A 13615-nucleotide genomic window follows, 5' to 3' on the forward strand; every position below is an offset into this window, starting at 1 on the left:
AGTCGCTGTGTTGCGGGCCGTGCTTTATATTTCCATCTCGATAGCTCTTCTGGCTCTGGGTTTCACGTCTCAGAATACGACTTTGGGAGACTTGTCGATCGGCGCCTTTTTGGCGTTGACTGTGCCAACGGGACTAGCTATTCACGCAAGCCGAGTACACATGCGGCTCTACTGGTATTCGCTGCGATACGGTAGGCGCACCGTCCGAATTTCTGCGGCCTATCTTTTCCGCATCAAGGTAGACGGTAAATATCTTCTTGTTCGAGGCTCGCGGTTCCCTCACTATCAACCAGTCGGAGGTGTATTCAAGTTCTCTGCCCAAGGGCAGGGCTTTCTTGCGTCGATCGGTGCACTGGACGATGACCTAGTCGCTATCGATGAGAAGAGTAAGGCCGACCTGCGTATCAGATTGCTTGGTAGTCACCTGTCAAAGTTCTACTCTTGGTTCGATGACCGACGTGGACGAGAAGACTCGCCATGGCGCGAGTTTTACGAGGAACTTGTAGTGACGTCCGTTCTTCCGAGGGAAACGTTCCCTTACATTTTCCATGACTACCAGGGCAGGATCGTAGATAAGATCCGATACAGCTCTCGCGCGGATTCACTCGAAGTCCTGATAGCGGACGTTTATGAGCTACTTCCGAATATTGAGCAAGAGCAAGCTCTGAGAAATACCTTCGCTTCAAATAGTGAGGACTTTGGTTGGTTTACTCGAAACGCGATCGAACGTCGTGGTGCCCTGCCGGGTGCTACCTCGGCTACTCCGATCGCCGAGCACGCGCAAAAGATTCTTTGAGTGCGCACGCACCGCGCCACCCGTTGCTACCTCTAATGCCTCAGTCAGCGATCCACTCGGTGCGCACGAAGCAACAGCGGGGAACCATGGTGGAGGTGGCTAAAGCTCATTGGGCCCTCGACCGCTCTCGTACGCCAGTATCCGTCCAGCTGCTAAATGACAGGATCTAACACTATGAACACGGGATCAGTAGCTTTATTTTCCTGTCAGTAAGAGAACTGACTATGGAAGGCTAGATACTTTAGATCCGCCTGCCATCTTCTCGCAAAATTTTCACGATCCAGGTTTACGCTAGGGTCGATCCCGTAAGAATCTGGAATTAGCCGTCGCGCATCGAGTGCGAGCGCATCACTCGCTGATTGTGCATCTGAAATACGCTTACCGAAATCACCTATCGATACAGTACCTTGAAGCGACAAGCCGCTCTCAATGAGACGAAGGGCAGCGACATCCCGCACCACAATCCACTTTTCGTAGAGGTCATCAATTTCTTGTTTATGCCTGACGGCCATATCCCTCAGGCGAGGGAATGAATCTTCGTCGCGCGAAGAATGAGGGAATCGTCCAATAAATTCGTCAAGCTCTTCGCGTAGAATCTGGGTGCGATCGATTGCGAGCGTTAGACGACTTATCGCATCCCGAGCTATCCGTCGGGCCGCGCGTTGATCGGCAAGCTCTGAGTGTGCCTCTCCTAGTCTGCTCAGCACTAAGAGGGCGAAGGGGACTGCAAACATGAGGCCAGTAAAGCTTGTCAACAGATTGGTTAGGAAGGCTCGTCCATCCCACCATTCACGCTGGTCACCAGTTACACCTAAGGCAACAAGACAACACCCGACTGCGGGCATGATCTCACAGAGAGTCTTGGTCAACTGAGGTGTTTCGTTCCATGCATTACGTGCGTGCTGCAGCATTACGCCCCCAAACTCGCAGTGACACCATATCGAATCCCGATGAGGGCAGTGGGAGTGCGCGAGATCACACATCAGGGAAGAAATAAGGCTACCGAGACTGGGTCCGGTGGCGCGGGCCGCACCACAACCGCACCAGGACTGCCGCTGCCGAGGCAGGAGAGTGTCTGGCTTGCCTCAACTGATTGGGGCGAGTGAAGAGGCGGTGCGCGGCTGAAGGCGAGTACTGCGCCCTTGAAGCCGCCCCTCGCCTTGATTGCCTGTTGCTGGGTACGGTCATGGTCGTGTCCGGTGCACGTCGGGTTGGTCACCTGCGAGCGTGCGCTGGTTGATCGCGCGCGACTAGGGGAGCTGGTACGGGCATGGCGGTTGACGCTGCTCGATCGGAAGAGGGGTTCACGTCGGTGGGGGCTGCGCGGGTGATGCGCTCCGCGTGTCGGACTGCTGGGCTTGATGACAGAGGCGCGGAGTTGATCCGGCTCGGGGAGAACGCGTTGTTCCGGCTGGCCTCGGCGCCGGTGATCGTGCGCGTGGCCCGCGGGGAAGAGTGGCTGCCGAAGGCGCGTACGGAGGTCGACGTTTCGCGATGGCTGGCGGAGGAAGGGTTTCCCGCAGCTCGGATCGTTGAGGATCTTGAGCAGCCGCTCTTGGTCGATGGGCACCCAGTGACGTTCTGGCATCTGATCGTTGAGGGCGACCGCAAGGCCACCTATGGGGAGTTGGGTGGTGTCCTGCGGGATCTGCACTCCCTGACACTGCCGGAGGGGCTCGAACTGCCGTCGTTCGAGCCCTTCGACAAGCAGGAACTGCGTATGGAGCGGGCCGTGATCCCGCAGGATGACAAGGTCTTCCTGCGGAAGCGGTGGCGGGAGCTGCAAGACAAGTACGCGGAGCTGCGGTTCGAGACGCCGAAGGGGCCCGTGCATGGGGATGCCCACGTGCAGAACCTCATGGTTGACGATCGCGGGCAAGTGATCCTGATCGACTTTGAGGCCTTCTGCTACGACCACCCTGAGTGGGACCTGATGGTCACGGCTGTGGAGCATCACAGTCTTGGGTGGCAGACCACCGAGCAGTACGCCGATTTCGTGGCCGCGTACGGGCGTGACCTGTATGACTGGCCTGGGTACGAGACGCTGCGGGGTATCCAGGAGTTCGGTATGACGACGTGGCTCATGCAGAACGTGCAGGAGGATACGGAGACTGCGGCGGAGTACCGCCGGCGCATCGCTGGTCTACGTAACGATCATGCGCCTCGGGACTGGCGGCCCTGGTAGCTGCTACTCGTCGTCGTCCAGGCGGGCGAGGGCATCGCGTACCTGGTCGTTGAAGGCTGCCACGGTCGGGTTCGTCGCGTGGATGCTGACCTCGGCCTGGAAGTCGGTCACGTAGCGCTGGAAGCGTGTCGACTGGAGTGTGTCGCCGCCGTCCACGGCCAGGCTGGCTGTTGTGACGGCGGCTTCCAACTCGCCGTTGAGAAGCTGGCTTTGGGCGAGCACCATGCGGCAAAAGCCCAGGGTGCGGGCGTACTTCGGGTCGGTGGTGTCCACGGCGCGTTGGGCCTGCTCGACAGCTTCGCGGCGCATCCTGAGGTCGCGGAAGCAGTGGCAGAACTCGCCCATGAGCTCGGCGGGGTCGAAGTAGGCGAGCCATGCGGGGTCTTCGGCCGTGTCGGCGTGCTGGAAGTGGCGTTCTGCCTCGTTCATGGCGCGGCCTGCGGCGATGCGGTCGCCGGCGTTGGCCAGGGCGCGGGCTTCCATTGCCGAGTTGAGCGCCATGGCGCGCGGTGTGGCGCGGCCCTTGGCGCCCTCGACGGCGGCGCGGGCGAGCTGGATGGCCTGGGCGTGGTTGCCGAGGTAGTTGGCCTGGTGGCTGAGGTTGCCGAGGATGCGGGCGCCGAACATGCGGTCGTCGACAACCTGCGACAGGCGCAGCGTGGATGTCAGGTAGCGGTGGGCTAGCTGGTGGTTGCCGGTGTCGTACGCCGTCCATGCGAGCAACTGGGAGACCTCGGCGGCGGCGCCGAATAGCGCTGTGCCCACCTTCTCGCTGTAGCTCGCGTCCAGCAGTGGCAGGACTTCGTGGCGGAAGTAGTGGCGCAGTGCCTTGTGGCCGTGGCCTCCGCCGTACTTGAAGTCGAGTTGCATGAACATCCCGGCGGCGTCCTTGATCGCACGGACGTCGCGCATGCCTACGCGTTGATTGCTGGGTCTGTCAGCCTGGATGCCGTCAGGGCGCGCGATCATCCATGACAGCACTGCGGCGCTGAGATCGCCATCTGCGATGGCCAAGCGGTCGGGCGCTGGTGCGTCGGCGCTCTGGTCGGCAAGGCTCTCCAGCATGGACAGGACGTCGGGGACAGTGCCTGGGTAGCCGACGGGTTGGGATGCCGTCTGGTGTGTGTGGTCGAAGAAGCCGAGATCGCCGGGTGTGATTCGACGGCCCAGTTTGGCGCTCAGGGCGTCCGCCATGATTGCCGCTGTCTGGGGCTGGATGCCTGCGCCGTCTCGCCATCGCTGAACGGATACGTGAGTGGTTCCGAGGTTCACGCCGCGCTGGGCGGCGGTGTCTTTCATCCGTTTCGCGAGGCCCTTGTTGGAGACCTGCGCCTCGTCCATGACGGCGGCTAACTGCGCGTTCGGCTCTCGGCTCATGCTCCCCTGCCAACCCGAGAATGACGGCGAGTGTTCATCCTGTCACAGCAGTTTCGCCCAAGGGGGTTCATTGGTGAACCCCCTTCGCCTTTGCCGGTGTTCACGTGAACCCACCGGTGAACACTCCCGGCTGAACCCCTCGCGCCGTTCACTGGTCCGCACAGGTCGACGGGCTACACAGAGCCCTACAGCGCGCGGGAGGGAACGCGGTGGAAGTGCAGTACAGCAAACACACGGCGAACGTCTCGGCGACGGGCGCTCCGCACCGTTCGGTGCATGACCCGGCCAATGGACACTTCCGGGCGCTGACGCTCTTCGCTGAATCGCCGGACTGTGCCAAGGCTGCTCGGGACATGGTCGGCTCGTACCTCCGCACCTGGGAGCTGGGGCACGCTGGCGATGCCGCGCAGCTCGTCGTGTCGGAGCTGATCGGCAACGTCGTGCATCACGCGGTGCCGGACGACTGCCTTGCGCGCCCCGGTGCCGGACGGCGCATCGACGTGGCTTTGATGACCTGGCCCGAGGTGCTCGTCATCGGGGTGTCGGATGAGGACTCGACTCCTCCTGAGCTTGCGCCGGGGGAGTTCGTCTCGCCTGAGCTTGCGGGCGACTTCTCCGAGGCGCTTTTGCCGGACCGGGGGCGCGGGCTGTTGATCATTCAGCGGCTGGCCGATGCGGTGTGGTGGTCGCCGGGGACCAACGGCGGCAAGACGGTGTGGTGCCGTCTGGATCTCGACCGGCTGTGGGCTGAGTACTCGGCCTGAAAGACGCCGGGTCGTTGTTCGCGATCCCTGGGTGTACGCGCGAACAGCGGCTCGGTCATGGTCGGAGGCTGACCTCTCCGGCCAGAGGCGTGGCTCCTCCGCTCCCCGGGGGATCTTGGTCCCTTGTTCGAGGGGCCACGCCTCACAACCCAATACCGAGACCGGGCCACCCCATCAGCCCTGGAAAGCGAAGGGTGGCCCGGCTGGGAACGCGGCGGTTCCCGGTGCCTGATGGTACCGGGGCCGTCGCGCTGCGTTCTGGCCTTGGTCCAAAGAGAGTTGACGATCCGTTACCTAGATCAGGGCAGAGGTGGGCAAGGTGACTGGCTCCGGTGAGGACTGGCTGAATGACGATCTCGATGTCGCGGGATCGGACACCGGGCTGTGGGTTTCCGGTGTCGACTACATCGCCGGGTGGCGTGAGGCGCGCGAGACGGCCGACCGGCTCAACCGGGCGCTGTTGGGCGCGGGCTTCGAGCTGTCCGACGTACGGGCCGTTGCCTCGACCCGGGAGGACGGGCGCGGGGTCGTTCGGCTGGCGGGCTGGGTCGGTGCGGTGCATCGGCTCGCCGCGCTCCTAGAGACCTCCGCTGAGCGCGGCGGTGGTTCAGCGTGAGGGGTTTTTCTGCTGGTGAGCGGTGCGCGTGGGCACGTCGCCGGCCGCAGAGACTTTGGGCGGGAGCTGCCATGGGGCGAGTGAACAGGGGGCCTTACGCTCGCCAGCGGATCGGGCAGTCCTTGGAGCTGCCCGCAAGAGCCCGATCGGCCCCCTGTTCTTCGAGGCTCGCCCCATGGCGGCTGCCTAAAGTCTCGGAGGCCGTCGCCCCCCAGCCCCGTGGGCCCCTGCCTGCGACGGCTGGTCGGCGCCTCGACTTCCTGGTCGTGCTGCGGGCGGGGGCGTCGGGCGTCCGGACGGGACCGGCGTCTACGCCGCACGCCCGGCCGGGGCGGCCGGGCGACCCGGCGCGCCGCAGGCGCGCCCTTGAGGAAGTGAAGGCTGTTTCGACCGATTGCCGCCTGCGATCATGCCGTACGGCGTCGGCTGGGTTCCTTGTCGGCGGTGATCCGGTAGGTGAGTTCGGCGCGGCCTGCTCCGATGCGGAGTTCTTCGAGGATCAGGGCATCGTCGTCGGTGCCGCAGGTGACGCGGGAGACGTGCAGGACCGGGGTCGCGTCGGGCAGGCGCAGGGCAGTGCGCTCGTCGGGCAGCGGCATGCGGGCCTGTACCGCCTCGGACCACCACAGCGTGTGCCCGGCCTTCGTCAGCATCGCGTACACCGTCGCCGGTTCGGCGTCCGGTGCTTCGGCGAGACCGGGTACGGCTTCGGCCGTGGCGAAGGGGATCAGCGTGCGGTGCATCGCGCGCGCTCCGGTGGCCGGGTCGACGAGCAGCCGGTCACAGCCGAACAGTGGATCTTCCACCTTGAGCTCCAGCTCGTGGGCCGTGGCTTCGGTGGCGTGGGTGCGGTAGGTGCTCGGCTCCTCGGTCTGCTGCCAGGCGGCTACGCCGTACAGCACGAAGTGCCCGGCCGGCGTCTTGCCCACGTAGCGGGAGATCCCGGCGACAGGTCCGCTGTCGGAGCGCACGAAGCTGCCCTTGCCGTGGCGGACGTCGATGAGCCCTTCGGCGCGCAGGGCGGCGACGGCGTTGCGGACGGTCGGGCGCGAGACCTGGTAGCGGGCCATGAGCTGCGCTTCCGAGGGGAGCGGGGCGCCGGGCTCGTACTCGCCGGACAGGATCGCTTCTCGGATCGCTGCGGCGACCTGTTGGTAGAGGGCTCCGGGGCGCTGGATCTCTGACATCTCGGCATCTCCGGGTTGAGGTCGTAGGCACGTCGCACGCGCGACATCACTCGTCAGCATAAGTAGTTGCACGGGCGCCGTACAGGACTCCATAGTCATAACTCGTAAGGACAAGTGACGTCAGCACCTGCTGACGCTCCGATCGGCCAAGGAGGCCAACAGCAATGCAGTCCATTCCCGTGGACGCGACGCGGCTCGGCGTACTGCGATGCGCCATCGCGCCCGAAGCCAAGATCACCAACTCCGAGACACAGGAGGTGAAGAGGGACCGGGAAGGCAACCCGGTCTACACCGTCGCCGTCACCGTGCGGCAGGACGGGCGGAGGATCTCCGTCATCGAGATCGCCGTCAGCGGTGCCCCGAAGGGCATCGAAGAAGGGCAGATCGTCAAGGTCACCGGGCTGACCGCGTTCGCCTGGTCGATGGGCGACCGGCACGGAATCAGCTTCCGGGCCGACGCAATCACCCCGGTGCATGGCGGCCCGGCGCACGCCAAGGGCGGTGAGGCGTGATGGGAGCGATCCTGCTCGCGCTCGCGCTTGCCGCATTGGCCTGGGTGCTCGTCGCCGGCGACCTGCTGCGCCGTCATCGTCCGGCCTGGCACTGGTACCTCGTCGGCTACCCGGTCACCGCTTGCCGGGTGATGTTCACCTGGCGGCGGGTCGCCATGCTCAACGACCTGGTGGTGTCCCATCGTCCGCCGCGCGGGCTGCTCGGGGACCTGGTCGTCAAGGGTGATCCGCTGCGGCCGGTGGCTCCGCGGATCTCGTTCCCTCGCGCTACCTGCCTCGGGCTTACCGTGCTGGTGCGGCTGCACGCGGGGCAGACTCCGGCGACGTACATGAAGGCGGCTGACGCGCTGGTGCACGCGTGGAAGGTCCACGCCGTCCGTGTCACCTCCCCGGAACGCGGGCTCGTGCTGCTGACCGCGACGGCCACCGATCCGCTGGAGCGACCCGGCTTAGCCACGGCTCCGGCCGAACTCCTCGCAGCGCTGATCGGCGTCCTGGAAAGCGGCGGCGCCTGGGTCATGAATCTGCGGCTCGTGCCGCACTGGCTGATCGTCGGAGCCACGCGTTCGGGCAAGTCGACCCTGCTGGCACGGCTGATCACCCAACTCGCCCAACAGCCTGTCGCCCTGGTGGGCATCGACTGCAAGGGCGGGATGGAACTGGGCCTGTTCGCCGGGCGACTGAGCGCACTGGCCACCTGCCGCAGAGAGGCAGTCGCCGTACTCTCCGCGCTCGTCGTCGACATGCAGGACCGAATGAGCGCGTGCCGGTCCGCCGGCGTCCGCTCGATCTGGGAGCTGCCCGACAAGCTGCGGCCGGTGCCGGTCGTCGTGCTCGTCGACGAGATCGCGGAACTGTACCTGTCGGACGGTACCCGCGAGAGCAAGGCAGAAGCGGAGCAGTGCTCCACGCTCCTGTTGCGGCTCGCACAGCTCGGTGCCGCGCTCGGTCTGCACCTGGTCGTCGCCGGACAACGCGTCGGCTCCGACCTCGGACCCGGCGTCACTGCCCTGCGCGCCCAACTCAGCGGACGGATCTGCCACCGCGTCAACGACCCCGGCACGGCCGAGATGGCCTTGGGTGACCTCAACAAGGACGCCGTGGCCGTGGCCCAGTCGATCACTGCGGAGGAACGCGGCGTCGCCGTCTGCACCGGCCCGGACGGCGGCTGGAGCCGCGCACGCTCCCACCTCACACCCACCGAAGAAGCCGTATCGACGGCCCGGAAGCACTCCGCCATGACCCCGGAACTGCCCCTCGTCGGTCGCGCGCTCGTGGCGCTGGAAGGAGACGACAAGTGATCAGCGCAGGTACCGCCGTCTCGCTCGTCGTGGTCTTCGGGATCATCACCTTCCTCCTCGTCCGTTCCCGCGACGTGCGGGCCTGGGAGGCAATCTGCATCGCCCTCTTCGGGATGTACCTCGGCCAGACCCCGGTCAGCCTCACGATCAACGGCTTCATGACCTGGGTGTTCAGCGGCTTCGCCCACTTCTGACCAAAACCAGGAAGGACGCACACACATGCCCATGCATCGCGTGAGGTGCACCTACTGCAAGGGCGACGGGGCCCGCAAGACCTGGACCGGACGACTGCGGCGCTGCCGCGTCTGCCGGGGCACCGGAACCATCCGCTGAACCCACGCCCCACCCCACCACCGCACACGAAAGGGAGCGATCCCCATGGCCAACGGCGAACCACCCACCATCACCTGTGCCGCTTCGGCGGCTCACCCCGGAAGGTCACCACCATCACCCCGGAGTTCACCCCGGCTGACAGGCGCGCCGTCCTCGACCGCGCGGAGCGCCTGCGCCAGCTACCCGAAGCAGACCGCGACGCCATCCGCATCGCCCAAGAACCCAAGTTCCCCCGCCTGCTGGAGCAGATCACCGCAACCGGCGGCTGCTCCCACCCGGTCCACCTCTCCGGCTCCACCACCACCCTGGACGGCACAACCGGCGAGATCCTCCACCACTACGACACCCGCAACGAACCCAGCGAACGCCTTCTCGTCCGCTGCCGCAACCGACGCGCAACCGTCTGCCCGGCCTGCTCCCGCCTCCACGCCGGAGACACCTTCCACCTCGTCCGCGCGGGCCTCCTCGGCGGCAAGAACGTCCCCCCGGCGGTCCGGCGCAGACCCCGGCTCTTCATCACCCTGACCGCGCCGTCCTTCGGAGCCGTTCACCGCGCGGGGGAGGCATGTCGCCCCCGCCGGGCGGGCGGCGCCTGTGAACACGGCCGTCCCATTGGCTGCGGTGCCGTCCACGCACCGAACGCCTCACTCGTAGGCCAACCGCTCTGCCCCGACTGCTACGACTACACCGCCCACGTCCTATGGCACGGGCACGCTTCCAAGCTGTGGGACCGGTTCGTCATCGACGTACGGCGGCGCCTCGCCTCCTCCGTCGGCCTCGTGCAGTCGCACTTCGCCCGGCACGCCCGGCTGTCCTTCGCCCGCGTTGCCGAGTATCAGCAGCGGGCGGCCGTCCACGTGCACGCCGTCGTCCGCCTCGACGGCCCGGCCGGACCCGACGACGAACCTCCGCCTTGGGGCACAGCGCAACTGCTCGCCGACGCGGTGCGAGCCTCCGCCGGGCGGGTCCTGGTCGTCGCTCCTTATAGCCCTGCCGTGGGGGAGCTGGCCTTGTGTTGGGGTGTGCAAGTTGACGTTCGGCCGCTGTGTGCCGATGGCGACGGACCCGACGATGACGCGGTCGCCGCCTACGTGGCCAAGTACGTCACCAAGGGAGCGAGCGAGACAGGCGCCGGCGTCGACCATAGGCTCTCGAACTGGACCGATATCGAATTCGCGCCCGTGAGTGAACACGTCCGCACCCTCATGCGGACCTGCTGGCGCCTGGGCGGACTCCCTGAGTACGCCGCCCTGCGCCTCCGGGAGTGGGCACACACCCTCGGCTACCGCGGCCACGTCCTCACCAAATCCCGCGCCTACTCGACCACGTACGCAGTGCTTCGCGCTGAACGCGCTGACCACATGAGCCATGCGGATGTGGCCGATGCCATCGCCGAAAGGCACTGGCGGTACGTCGGTTCCGGACACACGCCGGGCGCTGCTCTCATCGCAGCCGGAATCGCCGATGACCTTGCAGAGTCGCGGCGGCTCGGCCTGCAAGCGAGGCACGAGGGGGAGTGGTGCGGATAGCTGCGCTCCCCGAACGCGAACCTCGGCAACCGCTGCGCTCGTCAGTGGATCGGGCCGACGACGACAAGTCCCTGAGCTTGATCGAAAGCGAGATCGTGATGGTTGACGACGACGGCACGGAGGAGCCATTCGACCCCATGGCGTGGTTCGAGTGAGCTAGGAAGCTGCCTCCTGCTACTGACGGAGGCAGCGGCGTTCCTACGCCGATGCCCGGTGGTGTCAGAAGGCTTGGGCGAAGTCGTCTTCCTTGAGTATCAGTCGGTCCCGCACGTCCTTCGGGATCATGAGCTTCATGTGGATGTGCGGTGCGCGCACTCCCTCGACCTTGGTCCGCTTGATCGTGCACTTCACGCCGACCCGGATCAGGTCCGCGGCCATGGCCTCCATGCCACCCTCCTCCCACTGAGACCGGAACGTCTTGCCGTTGTGCACGGCCACCCAACGGTCCTTCGTCGACTCGGGGTCGACGGCCTCCAACTGCTTGATGAGGTCGTCGAGGGTCTTCTCTGCCTGCTCCTTGGTGAATCGCGTCTTCGTGAAGCGGCCTCCGGGCTCAAGCCCTGTCATGTAGTAGCTGACGGACTGTTCGAGGCGCTGCTGTTCCTTCCGTGCCTCGGCGCCCTGGCGGTACTCGCGTGTCATGACGGGCTCGTCCCCAAGCACCCTCAGCACGTCCTGAACGAGCTGGCTGTAGATCTCGTAAGGGTTCGGCGTGCCGTGGCCTCCGGCCTTGCACTTGCCGCACCGCAGGTACATGTAGGAACGATCCTTGACGCGGTTCCTCTGCACGGTCATGTTCGTGCCGCAGTCGGCGCAGACCAGGACACCGAGGAACTGCGTAGCTCCGCCCGGAGCACGGGTGGGCTGGTTTTTCGCTCTCCGGTCCAAGGCGACCTGAAGACTCTCGAACTCTTCCTCGGTGAAGATCGGGTCGGCTACGCGGATGGGTTTGGCGTCGCTGCCGAGCACGATCTTCGAGCGGCGCACACCTCCGTTCTTGTCCTCTTCTACGCGGTAACCCATGAGCGCGGGGTTCCGGAGTCGACGGAGCTGGGTCGCTGTTGTCAGACCAGGTCCACAGAGTCCGGCACGGACGAGAACCTTGGCCATGCGGCGGGCGGAAGGCTGCTTCGGTCGCATCGCGGCGTTGCGACACCAGTGCAGCGCCCTGTACGCGTCTTTGTTGATGACCAGGACGACCCTGCCGTCCTCGTTTTCCGCTGTCTCATAGCCGTACGCCGGCTTGCCCACGAGCCAGGCGCTCTGCGTCTTGGTGTAGTCCCAGAGGCTTGCGACGCGCGTGCTCGTGTTGGCGGCCTCGATCTCGGCAATGCCGCCGACGATCGTGACCATGATCTTCCCGGCGGTAGTGGTCAGATCGATCGAGTCGTTCTTGGAGACCAGGTTCTTGCCGTACTTCAGACACCAATCGATCATGGTGCTGAGGTCTGTGAGTCGTCGCACGAAGCGGTCGAGCTTCCAGAAGAGCAGTACGTCGAACTCCGGTGCCCGGTTGTTGAGCCAGTCCCCAAGCTCCTTGCGCTTCCACGGCGGGACCTTCGTAGCCGAGACGTTGAGGTCGCTGGCAACACCCACCACTCGGTAGCCGCGCTCCCTGGCGAGTACGCGTAGATCGAGTTCTTGGCGGACCGGCGACGTGGTGTCGTCGGTCAAGACAGAGAGCCGTACGGACAACAGGGCGCGTGGCGCGTCGTCGGGTAAGAGGGTCTCTGCTCTCTTCAGATTGTCTAAGAGCGCTAAGTCAGCCGCGCTCCACTCCGCCTCAACGTCGTACGCGCCACGCTCACTTGACGTCTGCGTCCTCGTTCGTTTCCTCATGCCGACGACGGTAGCGCGGTAATTCGGCTGTTGGTGTGAGTAGGCCCATAGATACACACATCCAGGTGAGCAGGCTGGGAGGTTGAGCAATGCGCCTCCGGGAATGCTCGCAAGGCCCATCTGCGCCAGGCGGGCTCGGGGACTACTTCTGGGAGTCAGGATGCGTGAGCTGCTCTACCTGTCCACAGCCAAACTCGACGAGTTCCTTCTAGAGGGGAAACAGAGTTTCCTAGACAGAGCGCTGGAAGCCGAGGTGTCGGCGGTTGGAGCCGCTGTGCGTCTGGCTGCGGGCGAGGTGCCAGGCGGCGAAGCCGGGCTTGGTGAGCGATTAGAGCAAGTGCTTGCTCACGTCCGAATGAACTGCAACGCGCTCACAAACGTCCCCAGTACGTGCGAGTCGCTAATGCCCCGTGAGTGGATGGAGTTCAACGGATTCTTCAAGCACGGTCCCCGGGTGCGCGACTGGGGGCTCATCGATCAGGGCGTCTACACCTTCATGTCTATCGAGGACTCCTCGTGCCAGTTGAGGGATGGTGATGACAAGTGCTCAGGCATCCAGATCATCCTGTGTGGCTCGCGTCAGCACATGCTGACGGAGTACGAAGCTCCACCAACGCGCATGGGCTCTGGGTCCGACTGGTTGCATGATCTCGCGGCGACCTTGGTCGACAGGGAGGCGCAAGGGGACACGTCTTTGCCGGACGACTTGTTCTCCACCAGTCGACGCGACAAGGAGTTCGCGGCCCGTTCTGCCTACGACATGCTTGTGTCGGACTTTGAAGGACCTGCCTACCTTCATGGTCACGCCCGAGTGTTGTGCAACTTCGACCCCGGAGTGTGGCAACACAGGCTGATCGTGGCGACCCCCTTATATATGGAGGTTGCAACCCGCCCTCGGCGTGGAGCCCTTGAGGCTTCCCCGGGGCAGCCAGCTTCTACTGGCCGTTGGCCGCGTATCACTCAGTGGATCAGAGGGCGACAGGCTGGAAGGTCATGACTGTGACGAGGCGGGGACAGTGAGGGAAGTGATGTAGCCCTGTTGGCTTATGCCCTCAGATGGACACTTCCATCCAGATCGGGCCCACGGGTAAGAAGCTGCTGCCGCTTACCGTGAAGAACGCCGCGTCGGCTTCGGCTGGGCACGCTCACTGAGGGGTGGGGTGTGGGGCCCTTACC

General features: G+C 64.9%; 13 protein-coding genes. 9 read left to right on the plus strand and 4 right to left on the minus strand.

Translation table 11 applies throughout. From position 1 onward, the window contains the following. Positions 1–7 precede the first annotated feature (7 nt). Entirely contained in the window at positions 8–796 is a 789-nt protein-coding gene (locus HLK59_RS22790; RefSeq protein ID WP_346779797.1) for a hypothetical protein, read from the plus strand. 206 nt (positions 797–1002) lie between these two features. Here the strand turns inward: HLK59_RS22790 and HLK59_RS22795 are convergent, their stop codons facing one another. Next, complete coding sequence (locus tag HLK59_RS22795; RefSeq protein WP_171143347.1) at positions 1003–1707, minus strand: hypothetical protein; 705 nt, start codon at positions 1705–1707, stop codon at positions 1003–1005. Between the two features lie 359 nt (positions 1708–2066). Between HLK59_RS22795 and HLK59_RS22800 the strand changes: the two genes are divergently transcribed. Beyond that, positions 2067–2981: an aminoglycoside phosphotransferase family protein gene (locus HLK59_RS22800; protein ID WP_171143348.1), complete on the plus strand. Its 915-nt coding sequence runs from the start codon at positions 2067–2069 to the stop codon at positions 2979–2981. A 3-nt stretch (positions 2982–2984) separates the two neighbouring features. On the opposite strand, the gene HLK59_RS22805 is transcribed toward HLK59_RS22800, so the two are convergent. Further along, a complete protein-coding gene (locus HLK59_RS22805) occupies positions 2985–4358 on the minus strand; it encodes a sporulation protein (RefSeq protein ID WP_171143349.1) in 1374 nt (457 codons plus the stop codon). 209 nt (positions 4359–4567) lie between these two features. On the opposite strand from HLK59_RS22805, the gene HLK59_RS22810 reads away from it, so the two are divergent. Next, entirely contained in the window at positions 4568–5122 is a 555-nt protein-coding gene (locus tag HLK59_RS22810; protein WP_171143350.1) for an ATP-binding protein, read from the plus strand. 319 nt (positions 5123–5441) lie between these two features. Then, positions 5442–5738 (plus strand): hypothetical protein, encoded by a 297-nt coding sequence (locus HLK59_RS22815; RefSeq protein WP_346779798.1) that lies wholly within the window; start codon positions 5442–5444, stop codon positions 5736–5738. A 407-nt stretch (positions 5739–6145) separates the two neighbouring features. Here the strand turns inward: HLK59_RS22815 and HLK59_RS22820 are convergent, their stop codons facing one another. Next, positions 6146–6925 (minus strand): GntR family transcriptional regulator, encoded by a 780-nt coding sequence (locus HLK59_RS22820; protein ID WP_171143352.1) that lies wholly within the window; start codon positions 6923–6925, stop codon positions 6146–6148. 164 nt (positions 6926–7089) lie between these two features. On the opposite strand from HLK59_RS22820, the gene HLK59_RS22825 reads away from it, so the two are divergent. From HLK59_RS22825 to HLK59_RS22840, 4 genes are all read left to right on the plus strand, one after another. Then, positions 7090–7437 (plus strand): hypothetical protein, encoded by a 348-nt coding sequence (locus HLK59_RS22825; protein WP_171143353.1) that lies wholly within the window; start codon positions 7090–7092, stop codon positions 7435–7437. Then, positions 7437–8738, plus strand: a complete 1302-nt coding sequence (locus HLK59_RS22830; protein ID WP_171143354.1) for an FtsK/SpoIIIE domain-containing protein — start codon at positions 7437–7439, stop codon at positions 8736–8738. The genes HLK59_RS22825 and HLK59_RS22830 overlap by 1 nt, the downstream gene beginning before the upstream one ends. Further along, complete coding sequence (locus HLK59_RS22835; protein WP_171143355.1) at positions 8735–8932, plus strand: hypothetical protein; 198 nt, start codon at positions 8735–8737, stop codon at positions 8930–8932. The genes HLK59_RS22830 and HLK59_RS22835 overlap by 4 nt, the downstream gene beginning before the upstream one ends. Positions 8933–9241: 309 nt before the next feature. Beyond that, positions 9242–10600, plus strand: a complete 1359-nt coding sequence (locus tag HLK59_RS22840; protein WP_171143361.1) for a replication initiator — start codon at positions 9242–9244, stop codon at positions 10598–10600. Between the two features lie 219 nt (positions 10601–10819). Here HLK59_RS22840 and HLK59_RS22845 read toward each other — a convergent pair whose 3' ends face one another. Continuing rightward, a complete protein-coding gene (locus tag HLK59_RS22845; protein ID WP_171143356.1) occupies positions 10820–12439 on the minus strand; it encodes a recombinase family protein in 1620 nt (539 codons plus the stop codon). 160 nt (positions 12440–12599) lie between these two features. Between HLK59_RS22845 and HLK59_RS22850 the strand changes: the two genes are divergently transcribed. Continuing rightward, positions 12600–13436: an SAVMC3_10250 family protein gene (locus HLK59_RS22850; protein ID WP_171143357.1), complete on the plus strand. Its 837-nt coding sequence runs from the start codon at positions 12600–12602 to the stop codon at positions 13434–13436. The last annotated feature ends 179 nt before the right edge of the window (positions 13437–13615 follow it).

The sequence above is a fragment of the Streptomyces sp. S3(2020) genome, from assembly GCF_013044505.1.
Lineage (GTDB): Bacteria > Actinomycetota > Actinomycetes > Streptomycetales > Streptomycetaceae > Streptomyces.